17 protein-coding genes and 1 tRNA gene are annotated in these 14,915 nt (G+C 63.0%); 11 read left to right on the top strand and 7 right to left on the bottom strand.

What is annotated here, in order from left to right; all coding sequences use genetic code 11:
* Window positions 1-35 precede the first annotated feature (35 nt).
* Window positions 36-773: a lipoyl(octanoyl) transferase LipB gene (lipB, locus tag BLU32_RS11115; protein ID WP_093806991.1), complete on the bottom strand. Its 738-nt coding sequence runs from the start codon at window positions 771-773 to the stop codon at window positions 36-38.
* 126 nt (window positions 774-899) lie between these two features.
* Between lipB and BLU32_RS11110 the strand changes: the two genes are divergently transcribed.
* From BLU32_RS11110 to BLU32_RS22455, 3 genes are all read left to right on the top strand, one after another.
* Window positions 900-1,166 carry a FliM/FliN family flagellar motor switch protein gene (locus BLU32_RS11110; protein WP_093806989.1) on the top strand — a complete coding sequence of 89 codons (267 nt, stop codon included), beginning with the start codon at window positions 900-902 and terminating at the stop codon, window positions 1,164-1,166.
* A 104-nt stretch (window positions 1,167-1,270) separates the two neighbouring features.
* A tRNA-Leu gene (locus tag BLU32_RS11105) sits at window positions 1,271-1,357 on the top strand.
* A gap of 556 nt (window positions 1,358-1,913) precedes the next feature.
* Window positions 1,914-2,045: a hypothetical protein gene (locus BLU32_RS22455; protein WP_256371418.1), complete on the top strand. Its 132-nt coding sequence runs from the start codon at window positions 1,914-1,916 to the stop codon at window positions 2,043-2,045.
* An 81-nt stretch (window positions 2,046-2,126) separates the two neighbouring features.
* Here BLU32_RS22455 and BLU32_RS11100 read toward each other — a convergent pair whose 3' ends face one another.
* On the bottom strand, window positions 2,127-3,032 hold the full coding sequence (locus BLU32_RS11100) for a hypothetical protein (protein WP_093806987.1): 906 nt from the start codon (window positions 3,030-3,032) through the stop codon (window positions 2,127-2,129).
* A gap of 965 nt (window positions 3,033-3,997) precedes the next feature.
* Here BLU32_RS11100 and mgtE point away from each other — a divergent pair.
* The 6 genes from mgtE to BLU32_RS11070 all read left to right on the top strand — a co-directional run bounded on the left by mgtE (window position 3,998) and on the right by BLU32_RS11070 (window position 8,849).
* A complete protein-coding gene (mgtE, locus tag BLU32_RS11095) occupies window positions 3,998-5,377 on the top strand; it encodes a magnesium transporter (protein WP_093806985.1) in 1,380 nt (459 codons plus the stop codon).
* Between the two features lie 37 nt (window positions 5,378-5,414).
* Window positions 5,415-5,843, top strand: a complete 429-nt coding sequence (locus BLU32_RS11090; RefSeq protein ID WP_093810896.1) for a VOC family protein — start codon at window positions 5,415-5,417, stop codon at window positions 5,841-5,843.
* Window positions 5,844-5,853: 10 nt separating this feature from the next.
* Window positions 5,854-6,243, top strand: a complete 390-nt coding sequence (gene crcB, locus BLU32_RS11085) for a fluoride efflux transporter CrcB (RefSeq protein WP_093806983.1) — start codon at window positions 5,854-5,856, stop codon at window positions 6,241-6,243.
* A gap of 111 nt (window positions 6,244-6,354) precedes the next feature.
* Window positions 6,355-7,365, top strand: coding sequence for an RluA family pseudouridine synthase (locus BLU32_RS11080; RefSeq protein ID WP_093806981.1), 1,011 nt, complete (start codon window positions 6,355-6,357; stop codon window positions 7,363-7,365).
* 3 nt (window positions 7,366-7,368) lie between these two features.
* Window positions 7,369-8,064: an HAD-IA family hydrolase gene (locus BLU32_RS11075; RefSeq protein WP_093806979.1), complete on the top strand. Its 696-nt coding sequence runs from the start codon at window positions 7,369-7,371 to the stop codon at window positions 8,062-8,064.
* Window positions 8,064-8,849, top strand: a complete 786-nt coding sequence (locus tag BLU32_RS11070) for an ATP12 family chaperone protein (protein WP_093806977.1) — start codon at window positions 8,064-8,066, stop codon at window positions 8,847-8,849. The genes BLU32_RS11075 and BLU32_RS11070 overlap by 1 nt, the downstream gene beginning before the upstream one ends.
* 124 nt (window positions 8,850-8,973) lie before the next feature.
* Here the strand turns inward: BLU32_RS11070 and BLU32_RS11065 are convergent, their stop codons facing one another.
* The 5 genes from BLU32_RS11065 to BLU32_RS11045 all read right to left on the bottom strand — a co-directional run bounded on the left by BLU32_RS11065 (window position 8,974) and on the right by BLU32_RS11045 (window position 13,663).
* Window positions 8,974-9,705 (bottom strand): proteasome-type protease, encoded by a 732-nt coding sequence (locus tag BLU32_RS11065; RefSeq protein WP_093806976.1) that lies wholly within the window; start codon window positions 9,703-9,705, stop codon window positions 8,974-8,976.
* A gap of 108 nt (window positions 9,706-9,813) precedes the next feature.
* Complete coding sequence (locus BLU32_RS11060) at window positions 9,814-10,629, bottom strand: transglutaminase family protein (protein ID WP_093806974.1); 816 nt, start codon at window positions 10,627-10,629, stop codon at window positions 9,814-9,816.
* A 49-nt stretch (window positions 10,630-10,678) separates the two neighbouring features.
* Window positions 10,679-11,626 (bottom strand): alpha-E domain-containing protein, encoded by a 948-nt coding sequence (locus BLU32_RS11055; RefSeq protein ID WP_093806972.1) that lies wholly within the window; start codon window positions 11,624-11,626, stop codon window positions 10,679-10,681.
* Between the two features lie 6 nt (window positions 11,627-11,632).
* Window positions 11,633-13,057 carry a circularly permuted type 2 ATP-grasp protein gene (locus tag BLU32_RS11050; RefSeq protein ID WP_197673593.1) on the bottom strand — a complete coding sequence of 475 codons (1,425 nt, stop codon included), beginning with the start codon at window positions 13,055-13,057 and terminating at the stop codon, window positions 11,633-11,635.
* Between the two features lie 255 nt (window positions 13,058-13,312).
* Window positions 13,313-13,663: a hypothetical protein gene (locus BLU32_RS11045; protein ID WP_093806970.1), complete on the bottom strand. Its 351-nt coding sequence runs from the start codon at window positions 13,661-13,663 to the stop codon at window positions 13,313-13,315.
* A 379-nt stretch (window positions 13,664-14,042) separates the two neighbouring features.
* Here BLU32_RS11045 and BLU32_RS11040 point away from each other — a divergent pair, with 379 nt between their 5' ends.
* Together BLU32_RS11040 and BLU32_RS11035 are read left to right on the top strand one after the other, a co-directional pair.
* Complete coding sequence (locus tag BLU32_RS11040; protein ID WP_093806968.1) at window positions 14,043-14,459, top strand: MerR family DNA-binding transcriptional regulator; 417 nt, start codon at window positions 14,043-14,045, stop codon at window positions 14,457-14,459.
* Window positions 14,459-14,905 carry a PaaI family thioesterase gene (locus BLU32_RS11035; RefSeq protein WP_093806966.1) on the top strand — a complete coding sequence of 149 codons (447 nt, stop codon included), beginning with the start codon at window positions 14,459-14,461 and terminating at the stop codon, window positions 14,903-14,905. The genes BLU32_RS11040 and BLU32_RS11035 overlap by 1 nt, the downstream gene beginning before the upstream one ends.
* The last annotated feature ends 10 nt before the right edge of the window (window positions 14,906-14,915 follow it).

Below are 14,915 nucleotides of genomic sequence, written 5' to 3'. Positions count from 1 at the left end.
ACAGGAAGCGGCATTGCCGCCATTGTCGTGTTCGCTCAAACGGAAAACCGTGTCGCGAAATCAGGGGCCTCGACCGCGACGGTGGATCCGAAGAGCTCCTCGAATGTGCGCTTCAGCGTCAGGTCGACATCGGCCAGCGTTACGGGCAGGCCGAGATCGACCAGGCTGGTGACACCGTGAGCGGTGACGCCGCAGGGAACGATCCCGGCGAAATGATCCAGCTGCGGGTCGACGTTGAGCGCCATCCCGTGAAAGCTCACCCATTTGCGCATGCGGATACCGATGGCGGCGATCTTGTCTTCGCGGTCATGGCCCTTCTCCGGGCGACGCACCCAGACGCCGACGCGGTCCTCGCGCCGTTCGCCGCGCACGTGATGCTCCCAGAGTGCGGAGATCAGCCAGTCCTCCAGCGTCGCGACAAAGGCACGAACATCCGGTGTGCGCCGCTTGAGATCGAGCATCACATAGACCACCCGCTGTCCGGGGCCATGATAGGTGTATTGCCCGCCGCGGCCGGTCTTGTGCACCGGGAACCGGTCGGGCGTGAGCAGATCGGCCCCCTTCGCGCTGGTCCCGGCGGTATAGAGAGGCGGGTGCTCCAAAAGCCAGATGCGCTCCGCCAGCGTGCCGTCGGCGATGCCGGCGACACGCTCGTCCATTTCCGCAAGCGCGTCCTCATAGGGCACAAGATCGTCGCTGACGGCCCATTCCACCGGCGGGCCGTCGTGCGGTGTCGGATGGAACCCTTTGAGGATCTGCCCGCGTTCTGTCATTTTGCAAGTCCGTTAGCGGTTTGTTAACCATGGCGCGCTCAAGGTCGGCTTGGGTGTGATCCGCGCTCCCGTCATTTAGAGTGAATACCTTGGCATTGCCATCCTTGTTCGAGGCCGGACGCTTACATGGGCATCTTCGACAATATCTCCATCGATATCTCGGTGGTTCTGGGAACGGCGGAAATGCCGATCCACCAGTTGCTTCGCATGGGTCGCGGTGCCGTCATCGAACTGATGTCGCGCGAGGAGGATGACGTGAAGATCCTCGCCAACAACATTCCCATCGCCCGGGGACAGGTGGTTCTTCAGGGTGAGCGCGTCGGCGTTTCGGTCACGGAAGTCCTGATCCGCCCGCCCGAAGCGCGCCCGGTGCGCGCCGCCGGTCCGGTTTGAACCTCCGGAAGCGCAAGGCTGTGAATATCCCCTCGCAATTCGCTTGCGCCGTAAAAACCGATTTGCTAGACGAGGGCTCCGCAGCGCAATCTGTTGCGGAACAAGCGGTCGTGGCGGAATTGGTAGACGCGCAGCGTTGAGGTCGCTGTGGGGTAAAACCCGTGGAAGTTCGAGTCTTCTCGACCGCACCAAAAAAGACCCGGTCTTCGGACCGGGTTTTTTTGTGCCTTTTTGCCCGACCACCCCGGCGGATGCCCGCCGGCCAAAAAGACGTGGTTCGGCAGCTTGAAGGATAACTATCCGACATATTGGCGTTTGGGCCTGGATCCGTGAATGAGGCTGACGTGGCACTCGGATTCATGCGGTCACATCTCCGCATGGAAACCAGGCGCAGCCGTTTGATGGGCGGTCGTATGTCTTCAGTATTGTGTTGATGGCAGAACAAAAAGATTTGTTCCCGACTGGTGTTGTAAAGGTTGCTCTGGATTTTTATATCGGCTTTGAAGGGTTCTTGAATTCGGATGACCGCTGAAGATTGGCCCCAATGTAATATTTTTAAAAAATCTCTCGGCTTGTAAATTAATACGTCACACAGGTTCATTTTTTGAATTCAAGAAATCCTTTTGGAACTTTTTTGCGTAACAGCGTTTAGTCAGTAACTGAATTTTTCTTCGTGCCCGTTGTCCGCTCATGCCACATGAGGGGCCTCAACAGGCCGGAGCGCTATCGAACCGAAAGGAGCGTGCGATGAGCATCGAGAAAAAGAAAACCGACGCCCGGCAGGGAAACACCAGCACGGCGAACGCGCGCGTTCTCGGCATATCGCTCGGCCTTGGCGCCGCCATTCTGCTCGTCGTGACCTTCTGGTTCGTGTATTAGGCGACATCTGACGTGCGGGGTCCGTTCGTGTTCGTGCGCGGTTCTCGGAATTGATCCGACCGCCGCTGCCTGTGGCCCCGGCTATTTCACATCCAGTGCGAAATTCTGTTCGAAGGCGGCACAGCGGTCATGGGCGGCGCATGCGGCGTCAAGACCGCTCGTCTTCAAAAGGGATGCGGCGTTGCCGCCATCCGCCTCGATGACCTCCACCATCCGCGCGGCGAGATCCAGACTGTAGGCCTCCTCGACGCCTTCCACGGTATTGCAATGGTCCGGGCGGGGAAACTTCCTGGCGTTTTCTCGCGACAGGCGGTCGACAGCCGCCTTGCCATTTTCTCGGGCGTAGGCCTCCATGTCCCGTCGGTACGCGGCGATACACCGATTGGCGAAGGCAAGCCAGTCGCCGGCGCCGTCATTGACGACCTCGATATAGTCGGTGAGGAAGCTGGACGTTGCCAGGGTGCCCGTCCGGCTCAGGTTGTATTTGCCCACCCGCATGGCAGTACCGGTGTCTTTGGGATAGGAGCCTTCCTCCTTGAGCACGAACTCGCTTGTGCAGCAACTCACGTCGGTGTCGCGTCGCAGGGTCTGGATCTCTTCCGGCTCGATCCAGGCCATCGAAACGGAGCGCGGCTCACCGGCAAGGGCTGCGGCCCATTGCACATTGCGTTCGGAGCCAAAGGCCACCGTGTCGCCGCGCATGTCGGCGCTGGTGAAGCCGACCCAGGCGCTGAGCGCGATGAGTGTCGCCACGGTCGCGCCGCCTGCGAGCCATTTGCGACGCACAAGGAAAACGATTGCCACCGCGAGCAGCAGCCAGGCCGGATATTGCAGCCAGCCCATGCCGTTATCCGCCAGATGGCCAAAGCTATCGATCACATAGATGATGGCCTGAACCGGGGCGCTGAAAATGGCCAGAACGATGCCGAGAACGACCAGACCGGCAATGATCTTGGCCATGTCGTAGAGGTTGATGCCAATGATCATGTTATTCTCTCTCTTCCAAAGGGCGGGGATGGCTTACGATCCATTTGGCGCGAATTCGCGTGAAGAACTCACTGGCGCGGGTCCTGAATGTCTGCATGATGCGCGTTGCTCTGTCATCGTGAGCCGGGCCCGCGATGCTTGCCCGGGCCGGAAATCGTGGTTGCCTGCCGGGATGATTGGCCCGCATTCCTTAAGGCTGGCTGAATCGTTGCTGCATGCCGAACCTGCCGCATCTGCTAGTGGAGCGAATTTGACATTTGAGTCCCGTTTGCGGCGAGGCTCCTGATCAAATGTCAAATTCAAAAGCTCCGCTACAATCATATATTTATCTAGTGGTTTTCTTGCTTCCGACATTTGCTGCGACGGTGCTGCACGGGGAGGCAAATGCCGGAATCGAACCACTAGTTCGTGACCTGAACGCCAACGGAGCAGGCCCGGAGGCTGTTGAAACGCCCGCTCCAGGGTATGCCGTCGCGCTCGCCATCGAGGTGGGGCGGACCGGCTGTCCATGCCCGGCGCGATGTTTGGTTCAGCGTGTTGTGCCGTCCCGCGGCGATTCCGGGCATGAGCGCTTTCAGGGTTTGTAAAAATGCACTAAGTGCGTATCTGTCGTCATCGGGTCGGTTTCGCTGCGTCGGGCGTCGACGCCCTGTGTTTTCCCGATGATGAGGACGGGGCGGCTTGCGCGGCGCCGGCCCCGTGCGTTTCGCGGTCATCGCCTTCACACCAGCCGTTTTTCGCGCTGGCCCCACAGAAATCCGCGTGGCGGGCGTTGGTGCCGCAAGGTCTTTGCCCTAAGACTGTGTCAGGTGCGGGTCGCAATTCTTGCGCACTGCAATACGCTCTCGCGTAGGCTTGCCCGGACGTGAGAGCAGGGCGCGCCGGGTGTGGCCCTGCACGGCTGCAGCAGACAAACCAGGGAGGGGATCGTGTCGGACGCCGAAACAGTCGAACCATCCGATCCCATGCTGGAGCTTCCGGCCGTGCGCGACGACGAGGGGCGCATTTCCGCAGAATTTCTCGCGCTGATCGAAGCGGCCATCGAGGCGGAGGATGCGGCCGCGCTCATCGGGCTGGTGGGCGACCTGCACGAGGCGGATGTCGCCGACCTGATCGAATCGATGGATGGCGACAGCCGGGGCCCCTTCGTCCGGCTGCTCGGTGACGAGTTCGATTTCGCCACCCTGACGGAACTCGACGAGGCGGTCCGCCTCAAGATCCTGGAAGAGCTGCCGGCGAAGACGCTGGCGGAAGGAATCGGCGAGCTCGATTCCGACGATGCCGTCTACATTCTGGAGGACCTGAGCGAGGAAGAGCAGGCAGCGATCCTGCAGCGGCTGTCGCACACCGATCGCGTCCAGCTTCAGCGCTCTCTCGACTATCCGGAAGAATCCGCCGGCCGTCTCATGCAGACGGACTTCATTGCGGTGCCGCCGTTCTGGAGCGTCGGGCAGACCATCGACTACATGCGCGAGGCGGAAGACCTGCCGGACACGTTTCACGAGATCTTCGTCGTCGATCCGGGCTTTCGTCTGATCGGCGCGCTGCCGCTCGACAAGTTGCTGCGTACCAAGCGGGCGACAAAGGTCTCCGCGATCATGGAGGAGGACGTCCACCCCTTCGAGGCAAAGGAAGACCGGGAAGAGGTCGCCCGGTCCTTCGAGCGTTACAACCTCGTCTCCGCCGGTGTGGTCGACGATGCCGGACGGCTGGTCGGCATGGTCATGATCGACGATATCGTCGACGTCATTCAGGAGGAGGCGGAAGAGGATCTGCGCGGCCTTGCCGGCCTGGGTGACGAGGAGATTTCCGACGCGGTGCTTGTCACCGCCAAATCCCGTTTCACCTGGCTGGTGGTCAATCTTGCGACCGCGGTGCTCGCTTCGGTCGTCATTTCGCTGTTCGAGGGCACCATCGAGGCGATGGTGGCGCTCGCGGTGCTGATGCCGATCGTCGCCTCCATGGGCGGCAATGCCGGCACACAGACGATGACGGTCGCGGTGCGCGCGCTTGCGACCCAGGAACTCGATGCCCGCAACATGTGGCGGGTGTTGCGCAGGGAGGTGCTGGTCAGCCTGCTCAACGGCATCGCGCTTGCGGTTCTGATCGGCATTGCCGCCACGCTTTGGTTCGGCAATTCGGGACTTGGCACTGTGATCGGCGCGGCCATCGTCATCAACATGGTGTCGGCCGGCCTGTCGGGCCTGCTCATTCCGGTGGTCCTGGAGAAGATCGGTGTCGATCCCGCGATTGCCTCCAGCGTTTTCGTCACCACCGTGACCGATATCGTCGGCTTCTTCGCCTTCCTGTGGATCGCGGCGCTCTGGTTCGGCCTGCCGATCTGAGGGAAGCAACCATGCGCAAACTAAAGGGAGTGTCATGATGGCAAGTTCTCCCCGGGTGCGGGGCATTTTGGAAACATCCGTCTATGTGGCGGACATCGATCGCGCTCATGCGTTTTACGGCGGCATTCTGGGGCTTGAGCGCATGGTCGGCGGGGATCGGCTGAGCGTCTATGACGCTGCGCCCGGCGAAGCCCTGCTGGTCTTCCTGCGCGGGGCGACCAGGGAGGACGTGCCGACGGACGGCGGTGTCATTCCCGGCCACCACAGCGAAGGACCCAGCCATTTCGCCTTCAAGATCGACAAGGCGGATGTCGATCAATGGCGGGCGCATTTCGCGCAAGCCGGCGTTCCGATCGTCAGCGAGGTGACGTGGCCGGCGGGTGGACTGTCGCTCTATGTGAACGATCCGGACGGCAACGTCGTGGAGTTCGCAGCACCTGCGCTTTGGCCGAATTACAGGCAATGACGGGACAGCAATGACGCATTTTCTTCTTGTTGCGCTTGGCGGCGCGCTGGGCGCGGGGAGCCGCCATCTGGTGAACCAGGCGGCGCTGCGCTGGGTCGGTCCCGGTTTTCCTGTCGGCACGCTGACGGTCAATATCCTCGGCTCGCTGGCCATGGGCCTCCTGATCGGCTGGCTCGCGGCACGCACCAGCCCGGGGGGCACGGGAGCCGGGCTTCGGCTTTTCCTCGCCACGGGCGTTCTGGGCGGTTTCACGACATTTTCCGCCTTTTCCCTTGATGTCGTTTTTCTGTGGGAGCGGGGCCAGCCGATGGCCGCGCTCGGCTATGCGGCCGTTTCGGTTGCAGCCTCGCTCGTCGCTCTTCTCGCCGGCCTGTGGGGCATGCGCGCCCTTGCCGGCTGAGCGGGCGTGCGGGAATGCTTGCCCTGCCGCGCAGGGGGGATTAGGTAGGGCAAAATCCCCACGGCTTCCGCGCATCGCCGCGTATGCTGGCGGAAGCAATCAGGAAAGCCAATGTCCGGTATTGAACAAAGAACCGTCACCACGGATGAGGCCGGTATGCGTCTCGACCGGTGGTTCAAGACGCATTTTCCGGGGCTCGGCTTCGGGCATCTGCAAAAGCTCCTGAGAACCGGGCAGGTGCGGGTCGACGGCAAGCGCGTCGAGGCCTCCACGCGCATCGCCGGCGGCCAGGTCGTGCGCATCCCGCCGATGCAGGTCGATGCCAAGGTGCAGGCAAAGGACAGCGCCAACGCCAAGCCGAAGGCGCGCAAGCTCGTTGCCGGAGATCGCGAGGCGGTCGAGGCGATGACGGTCTATGAGGACCGCGAGGTCATGGTGCTCAACAAGCCGGCGGGGCTGGCCGTTCAGGGCGGCTCCGGTCTGACCCGGCATCTCGACGGCATGCTCGAGGCCTTCCGCGACGCCAAGGGCGAGAAGCCGCGCCTGGTGCATCGGCTGGACCGCGAAACCTCGGGCATCCTGCTGCTTGCCAAGACGCGCAAGGCGGCGCAGTCGCTGTCGAAGTCGTTTCGCGCTCGCCAGACCCGCAAGATCTACTGGGCGCTGGTTGCCGGTGTGCCGAAACCGCGTCAGGGGCGGATCTCAACCTATCTCGCCCGTGACGAGGACGAGGAGCGCATGCGCATCGCGCGCCATGGCGAGACGGATGCGCAGCATTCCGTGTCGCTTTATTCGGTGGTCGAAAACGCCGGGCCGAAGGTGTCCTGGGTGAGCTTGCGCCCGATCACCGGTCGCACCCATCAGCTGCGCGCGCATGCCGCCCATATCGGCCATCCGATCATCGGCGATCCGAAGTATTTCAACATCGAGAACTTCGAGTTCCCGGGCGGCCTGCAGAACAAGCTGCATCTGCATGCGCGGCGCATCGTCATTCCGCATCCCTCCGGACGCGGATCCATCGACGTTTCGGCACCGCTGCCGGCCCATATGCAGCAAAGCTGGAACCTGCTCGGCTTCGATGCCGCCCAGTATGATCCCGAAACCAACGATCCGGAGGACTGAGCCCTGTATCTTGTCATTTTCGATTGCGACGGGACGCTGGTCGACAGTCAGGACACGATCCTGCACGGGCTGAGGGTGGGCTTCGAAACGGTGGGGCTGACTCCGCCCGACCGAAAGACGGGGCTGTCGATCGTCGGGCTTTCCCTCGATGTCGCCTTCAGGCGCCTCGTTGCGCCCGAGCATGCGCATCTCGTGCCGGCGATGGCGGACGCCTACCGCCAGGCCAAGGTGGCGCGCCGGCTGGCCGGGCTCGACCACGATCCGCTCTATCCGGGCGCTCGGGTCATGCTGGATACGCTGCATGCGCGCGACGACGTCCTGCTCGGCATCGCGACCGGCAAGGCCCTGCGCGGCGTGCGCCACATGCAGGAAATACACGGTCTGGAGCGGATGTTCGCCACCATCCAGACCGCCGACAGCGCGCCCTCCAAGCCCCATCCGGCGATGATCCAGCAGGCCATGGCCGAAACCGGCGCGCAAGCCGACAAGACCGTGATGATCGGCGACACGACGTTTGACATTGACATGGCGCGTGCCGCGGGCGTGGCATCGGTCGGGGTGACCTGGGGCTATCATCCGCGCGAGATGCTGGTGGCCAGTGGCGCCGGGCGCATTATCGATGCCTTCGGCGAACTGGAGGACGCGCTGGCCGAGACGCTCGATCTTCGGCTGTTTACGGCAGAAAGGGACATTGCCTGATGCGTGATCTTTTGGAAGAGCTGGAAGCGGGGGGCGGGGCGATCGATCCCGTCGAGCGCGCGAAAACACTGTCGCGCAAGCAGCTGCCGAAGCGCTTCTACACCGTTGTGTCGGTGGATGCCGGGGCCGACGGGTTTTCCGTGATGCTCGACGGGCGTCCGGTCAAGACCGCGCAGCGCAGCCGGCTGGTTCTGCCGGACGAAGGCCTCGCGCGCCGGGTCGCGGACGAGTGGGACGCGCAGGAAAAAGAGATCGACCCGCTGCGCATGCCGTTGACGCGGATTGCCAATGTCGCGCTCGATGCCGTGTCGAAACGCATGGCGGAGGTGGCCGACGACATCGCCGGGTATGCCGGCAACGATCTGTTGTTCTACCGCGCGGAAATGCCGGACACGCTGGTGCAGCGCCAGAACGAGCAATGGGGCCGGGTGCTTGCCTGGGCGGAAGCGCGCTATGCGGGACGCTTTATTCTTGCGCAGGGCATCATGCCGGTGCACCAGGACGACGAGCTGATCGCGCGCATTCGCGAACGGCTGGAACCGGCGTCGCCACTGTGGCTTGCCGCGCTGCATGTCGCCACCACGCTGACCGGCTCCGCGCTGCTGGCGCTGGCGCTTGCGCATGAGGCATTCGAGGCCGAAGTGCTCTGGTCGGCGGCGCATCTGGACGAAGACTGGAACATCGAGCAATGGGGCGCCGACGAGGAGGCACAGCGCACGCGGGCGCTGCGCCGGCGCGACTTCGACGCGGCCGCGCTGGTGCTGGCGGCGACACGCGCCTCCTGATGCGCCTTTGACGTCTGTTTCGGGCGCATGGTGCCGGCGCCTCTGGCGGTCTTCGCGCTGACCGTGGACGGAAACGCCCGCGGGCCATGCGCTTGCAGGCTTCGCAAGTCGCGCTGCGGCCGGATCAGACCTCGAAGTCCGGGATTTCCGCAACCGCGTCGCGCAGTTTTTCCGACCACATGTCCGACATGTCCGCGAAATATCGGTCGGTCTCCTCGATCCGCGTCTGGCGATGTGCAGAAAAGCTGTCGGTGTTGTAGAGCAGCATGTCGATCGGCATGCCGACGGAGAGGTTGGACCTGAGCGTCGAGTTGAACGACAGGAGCACCAGTTTCGCCGCCTGGCCCAACCGCATGTCGCGTCGCGTCACCCGGTCGAGGATCGGCTTGCCGTACTTGTGCTCGCCAATCTGCAGGAAGGGCGTGTCGTCGGACGCCTCGATGAAGTTGCCGGCGGAGTAGATCTGGAACAGCCGCGGGGCCTCTCCCTTGATCTGGCCGCCGAGCAGAAACGTCACGCTGAAGCTCTCGGAATTGGCGGCAAGGGCGTCGCCATCGATCGCGCGCACATCGCGTACAACGCTGCCCACGAGCCGTGCCGCCTGAAACATCGTTTCGACCGAGAACATGGTGGGGCGGGTGGGATCGTCGCTTTCCAGCCGCTCCGAAAGAATGCTCACCACGGACTGGGTGATCGCGAGATTGCCGGCCGCCAGCAGGCAAACAACCCTGTCGCCGGGCTTCTCCCAGACGTGGAGCTTCTTGAAGGTCGCGACATTGTCGAGACCCGCATTCGTGCGCGTATCGGCGGCCATCACAAGGCCGCGTTCGAGCTTGAGGCCTACGCAGTAGGTCATGTTGCACCGTTCGCATTGCGGGAAGAGCCGGCCTCTTTCCGCGAAGTCCGATTCCCTGAAATGACACTCTGGAGGAGTTCGGGGGAAACCGTTAGGCGGACAGACGCCTTATTGTTGAGATTGCGCTGATTCCTGCAGAACCGCCACCTCAACCGACATGGTTTCGCCGCCGCTCCCCCGGCGAACGCCGCGAATGGGCGCGGCCGAGCGGGAATCCAGCCCGCAGGTCAGGCGAATGTAGCGCTCCGTCGGGCACATGCCGTTGGAGACATCGAAGCCGACCCAGCCGAGCGAGGGAAGCTTGACCTCGGCCCAGGCATGATGCGCCTCGGAATCCTGCTCGTCCTCCATCAGCATGTAGCCCGAGACATAACGGGCCGGCACGCCGATGCTGCGCGCGGCGCTGATGAAAATATGTGCATGATCCTGGCAGACCCCAAGGCCCGACGAAAGCGCGTCTGCCGCCGTCGTGTGAACCTCCGTCACGCCTGTCTGGTAACCGACCTTGTCGCGGATGGCATGCATGAGCTCGTGGAAGCCGGAAATGTCGTCGGCATTCTCGGCAATGGCGCCAAGACGCCGGATTGCCGGGCTCATCTGGGTGAGATGGGTAAAACGCCGGAATACCGTATCGGGCGCGGTATAAGGAAAGGTGCCGACGATCCCCGACGTGTCCTTCGTTTCCACCACGCCCTCGACCAGAACGTCGAGTTTGGTCACCGGGTCGCGATGGCTGACCAGATCGACCCGGTTGCCGAAGCCGTCGGTGTAATGCGCGCCCCGTTCGAGGTCGGGGACGGTGACCGACCAGGACAGGATTTTCTGTCCCTCCTGGGTGTGGGGGGTCAGACGCAATTGCTGGATCATGTGAGCAATCGGCTGCTCGTAGACATAGTGGGTGAGATGTTTCACGACGAGGCGCATGGGCCGTCGGCCTCCGTTGGTCGCGTATCGGACATGCGCCCTGTCCGCGTCACGAGAAGTGGTAGTCCGCAGCGAGCTGGGCGCCAAGCGCGTTGTTGCGGGCGATGAGATCCGCCAGGAACTCATGTAGACCGCCCTGGAAAATCCGGTCCATCGAGGTTTCCTCGAGAAGCGACAGCGTGCCTTGCGCCATGTCGCAGCTCACGGGGCTGTCCTGATAGCGAACCGCAAGCGCGGCGGCGCTTTCGGAGATCCAGTCATAGCAGTAAGAAATCGACCGCGGCATTTCCTTTCGCAGGATCAGGAATTCCGCAACGTTGAACGGACGCACCTGCGCATCGCGATAGGCGTGCCGATAGCTTCGGTGCGCGGAAACGGAGCGCAGGATCGTTGTCCACTGGTATCGGTCCAGATTGCCACCGATCGTTTCGTTGTCCGGCAGGAGGATCCAGTATTTCACGTCGAGAATTCGCGCCGTGTTGTCGGTGCGTTCGATGAAGGCGCCGAACTGGCTGAAATGATAGCCCGCATCGCGCATCAGGGTTCCAAGCATGGCGCCGCGAAACAGCATGGAGCGCTGTTTGATCCAGGCGAGGAGGTCCGGCAGCTTGTTGTCGGTCATGTGCTGCGGGCGGACGTCCATGAACTCCAGATAGGTGGTGTTGAGACTTTCCCACATCTCTCCGGTGATGGCGGTTCTGACGGAGCGCGCATTGTTGCGCGCCGCCTCGATGCAGGAGCGGACCGACGAGGGGTTGTCGCGGTCGAACAGCATGTGCTGAACCACGGCCCGCTTGGTCGGCTCGTCGTATCTGTCGAAGAAAGCGCTGTCGCAGCCCGCGCTCACCAGTGTCGATCGCCAGTCGTCGGAAAGGTCCTGGCCCAGGCGCGGCGTCATGGCCAGGCGATAGCCGACTTCCAGCAGACGGGCCATGTTCTCCGTGCGCTCGTTGTAGCGCGAGGTCCAGTAAAGCGAAGCGGCGGTACGGCCGAGCATGTTGTATCAGTCCTCCAGTACCCAGGTGTCCTTGGTGCCGCCGCCCTGGCTCGAATTGACCACGAGCGAGCCCTTCTTGAGGGCGACGCGGGTCAGCCCGCCAGGCGTGATGCGCACCTTGTCGCCGACCAGAACATAGGGTCGGAGGTCGACATGCCGCGGCGCAAGGCCCGAGGCGACATGCGTCGGGCATGCGGAGAGCGACAAGGTCGGCTGGGCGATGTAGTTCGACGGATTGGCCTTGAGCCGGCGCTTGAACTCCGCCAGCTCGCGCTTGGACGCGGTCGGCCCGATCAGCATTCCGTAGCCACCGGAACCGTGAACCTCCTTGACGACAATCTCCGGCAGATGATCGAGCACATAGGCGAGATCGTCGGCCTTGGCACAGTTCCAGGTCGGCACATTTTGCAGGATCGGCTTTTGACCGGTGTAGAACTCGATGATCTCCGGCAGATAGGCGTAGACGGCCTTGTCGTCGGCAATGCCGGTTCCCGGCGCATTGCAGATCGTCACGTTCCCGGCCCGGTAGGCATCGAACAGGCCCGGCACGCCGAGCATGCTGTCGGGCCGGAAGGTGAGGGGGTCGAGAAATGCATCGTCGATGCGCCGGTAGATCACGTGAACCCGTTCCGGCGCGCGGGTCGTGCGCATGTAGACCATGCCGTCCTCGACGAAAAGGTCCCGGGCCTCACACAGTTCGACACCCATGCTGTCGGCGAGAAAGGCGTGTTCGAAATAGGCGGAATTGTAGATCCCGGGCGTGAGAATGCAGACCGTCGGCTCCTCGATGTCGCAATTCGCCGGGGCGACGCTTTCCAGCGTTTCCCGCAAGAGATCGGGATAATGCTCGATCGGCGCGACCCGGTTCTGCTGAAACAGTTCGGGGAACATCCGCATCATGGTTTCGCGGTTTTCCAGCATGTAGGACACGCCGGACGGGGTGCGCGTATTGTCTTCAAGCACGTAGAAATCGTCCTCGCCGACGCGCACGAGGTCGGTGCCGATGATGTGCGCATAGACCTTGCGGGGCGGGGTAAAGCCGATCATTTCCGGCAGGAAGGCCTCGTTCTGGATCACCAGATCGGCGGGGATGCGTCCGGCGCGAATGATTTCCTGACGGTGGTAGATGTCGTTCAGGAAGGCGTTCAAGGCGCGGACCCGCTGGTCGATCCCGGCGGAAATCCGCCGCCATTCCGCCGCTGCCAGGACGCGTGGCACGATATCGAAGGGGATCAGACGTTCTGTTGCCTCCGAGGTGCCGTAGACCGCGAAGGTGATGCCCAGCCGGCGGAAGATGGTTTCGGCCTCACGCGATTTTCTTCGCATCTCGGCCGGCGACATGCCTGAGAACCACTCCGCCAGCGCCTTGTAGGGCATGCGGGGCTGACCATCGGGCCCAAGCATTTCGTTGAATGGCTCTTTTTCCGTCATTCTCCCCCTCTGCGCGACCTTGTCCGGTCTCCCGGCTCCAGCATGCTCTCAATTTCGCAAGCCGGAACGGTGCGTCTCAAGTCCGAAAAAGCGCCAGTCGATGGACAGTTTTTCAGCATGTCGGCACGGGCTGCAGTTGCCGCAGCGCGAAGTTCACCTTAGCGGCTGGGGGAATTCCGTCAAACGGGATGCCTAGAACCGGGAAAGGAGCCCGGCCGAAACAGGCTGGAATACACCGGTTCTGTGATCCACCCGTCAGTCCCATTCGAACGGACGAAACAGCGGCGTCTCGCAAATGTAGCCGACAACGCAGCTCTGCGCGTCCCGGGTGCGGGCGACCTCCGGGCGCACCACCTCCCAGCGGTCGCACCAGCGCGGGCCGTTGACGAAGCGCTCGTAGGTGTATTGGCCGGTGGTCATAACGACCGCGCCACGCTGGGCGACCATCGTTTGCGCCTGTGCGCAGGTCATGCGCCTGAGGTCGGGCCGGGCCGCCTCGGCCGCGGATGGAGCAAGAGCAAGCAGGATGGCGGCGAGGGCGGCCAGGCCGGTGATCTTTGCTGTCGAAGAGTGGGGCGTTGTGGTGCTTTTGCCTGCCGTCGGCATGTGCGGGCCTCCTTGTCGGTTTCGGGTGTCGCTGGCGTGTTGCCCAGCGAGCGATGTCCTGTCGGTTCCGGCACCTCCCGGCGTGGGGGAAGCGCGCGAGGTCCCGTGCGCCGCCAGCCGTGACAGCTCAGTTTGGCCGGTGTCGGGCGTGGCGCCAAGAAAAACCGCTGTCGGTCGTTCGATTGCGATCCGGCGAAGGATTGGAGGCACGGAGGCGCCGATGCGGAAAAGGCGCGCAAGGCGATGTCCGTCCCGCCCGGCAGAGCGGTTCAGGCGGCTGACCCGGCGGATCTTACTCTTTATATTTCTGAATTAATTATGGAAAAAAATCCATATTGACTAAAACGTAAAGGTAAGAGAGCATGGTTTTGGAGGGGTCATGCAGCCGTATTATACCATCACCCAGCTCACCCAGGAATTCGGCGTCACGACGCGCACGCTCCGCTTTTACGAGGCGGAGGGTTTTTTGGCGCCGCAGCGCCGCGGACGCCAGCGTTTGTACCGGCCGGGCGACCGGACACGGCTGAAGCTGATCCTGCGCGGCAAGCGGCTGGGCTTCTCGCTGGCCGAAATCCGAGACATCATAACCATGTATGCCAAGGCGCCCGGCGAGGCAGGGCAGCTGCAGCTGTTGATGCGCCGCATCGAAAGCCGGCGCGCCGAACTTCTCGCCAAGCGCCAGGACATCGATCTGACGCTTTCGGAACTGGAAGAGGTGGAAGCCGGGTGTCGCCGGCGACTGGCCGAGATGGGGCCGGCAGGCGACCTGTTTTCCGCCGCCGGGGACACATCGTAATGACGGGTATGGCGCCGCGCGACACGGACTGGGAAACGCGCGTCCGCACCAGCTTCGCCCGTCAGGCGTTCATGGCCACGCTGGGGGCCGAGATCGTCGCGCTGGCGCCGGGGCGGGTCGAGCTTGGCGCGGCGTTCCATCCCGGGCTGACCCAGCAGCACGGGTTTTTTCATGCCGGCGTGACGAGCACGCTGGCCGACAGCGCGGCCGGCTATGCGGCCTTGTCCCTGTTTGGCGCCGGCCACGGCGTCCTGACCACCGAGTTCAAGATGAACCTGCTCAATCCCGGGCGCGGCGAGCGGATGAGAGCCGTCGGCCGTGTCATCAAGCCCGGTCGCACGCTGACCGTCGCGAGCGCCGATGTCTATGGGGTCGGCGATTTCGGCGAGGTGCATATCGCAACCGGGCTTTTCACCATGATCGCAATGCCGGGCATCGAGGACTGACGCCCGCTCA

The organism is Stappia sp. ES.058, from assembly GCF_900105595.1.
In the GTDB taxonomy this organism is placed as follows: domain Bacteria; phylum Pseudomonadota; class Alphaproteobacteria; order Rhizobiales; family Stappiaceae; genus Stappia.
This window is presented reverse-complemented; position numbering and strand designations above follow the sequence as displayed.

What these genes read in the sequence shown, in the direction of transcription:
- lipB (WP_093806991.1), bottom strand. Translation starts at nt 773, where the DNA reads ATGACAGAACGCGGGCAGATCCTCAAAGGGTTCCATCCGACACCGCAC.
- BLU32_RS11110 (WP_093806989.1), top strand. Translation starts at nt 900, where the DNA reads ATGGGCATCTTCGACAATATCTCCATCGATATCTCGGTGGTTCTGGGA.
- BLU32_RS22455 (WP_256371418.1), top strand. Translation starts at nt 1,914, where the DNA reads ATGAGCATCGAGAAAAAGAAAACCGACGCCCGGCAGGGAAACACCAGC.
- BLU32_RS11100 (WP_093806987.1), bottom strand. Translation starts at nt 3,032, where the DNA reads ATGATCATTGGCATCAACCTCTACGACATGGCCAAGATCATTGCCGGT.
- mgtE (WP_093806985.1), top strand. Translation starts at nt 3,998, where the DNA reads ATGCTGGAGCTTCCGGCCGTGCGCGACGACGAGGGGCGCATTTCCGCA.
- BLU32_RS11090 (WP_093810896.1), top strand. Translation starts at nt 5,415, where the DNA reads ATGGCAAGTTCTCCCCGGGTGCGGGGCATTTTGGAAACATCCGTCTAT.
- crcB (WP_093806983.1), top strand. Translation starts at nt 5,854, where the DNA reads ATGACGCATTTTCTTCTTGTTGCGCTTGGCGGCGCGCTGGGCGCGGGG.
- BLU32_RS11080 (WP_093806981.1), top strand. Translation starts at nt 6,355, where the DNA reads ATGTCCGGTATTGAACAAAGAACCGTCACCACGGATGAGGCCGGTATG.
- BLU32_RS11070 (WP_093806977.1), top strand. Translation starts at nt 8,064, where the DNA reads ATGCGTGATCTTTTGGAAGAGCTGGAAGCGGGGGGCGGGGCGATCGAT.
- BLU32_RS11065 (WP_093806976.1), bottom strand. Translation starts at nt 9,705, where the DNA reads ATGACCTACTGCGTAGGCCTCAAGCTCGAACGCGGCCTTGTGATGGCC.
- BLU32_RS11060 (WP_093806974.1), bottom strand. Translation starts at nt 10,629, where the DNA reads ATGCGCCTCGTCGTGAAACATCTCACCCACTATGTCTACGAGCAGCCG.
- BLU32_RS11055 (WP_093806972.1), bottom strand. Translation starts at nt 11,626, where the DNA reads ATGCTCGGCCGTACCGCCGCTTCGCTTTACTGGACCTCGCGCTACAAC.
- BLU32_RS11050 (WP_197673593.1), bottom strand. Translation starts at nt 13,057, where the DNA reads ATGACGGAAAAAGAGCCATTCAACGAAATGCTTGGGCCCGATGGTCAG.
- BLU32_RS11045 (WP_093806970.1), bottom strand. Translation starts at nt 13,663, where the DNA reads ATGCCGACGGCAGGCAAAAGCACCACAACGCCCCACTCTTCGACAGCA.
- BLU32_RS11040 (WP_093806968.1), top strand. Translation starts at nt 14,043, where the DNA reads ATGCAGCCGTATTATACCATCACCCAGCTCACCCAGGAATTCGGCGTC.
- BLU32_RS11035 (WP_093806966.1), top strand. Translation starts at nt 14,459, where the DNA reads ATGACGGGTATGGCGCCGCGCGACACGGACTGGGAAACGCGCGTCCGC.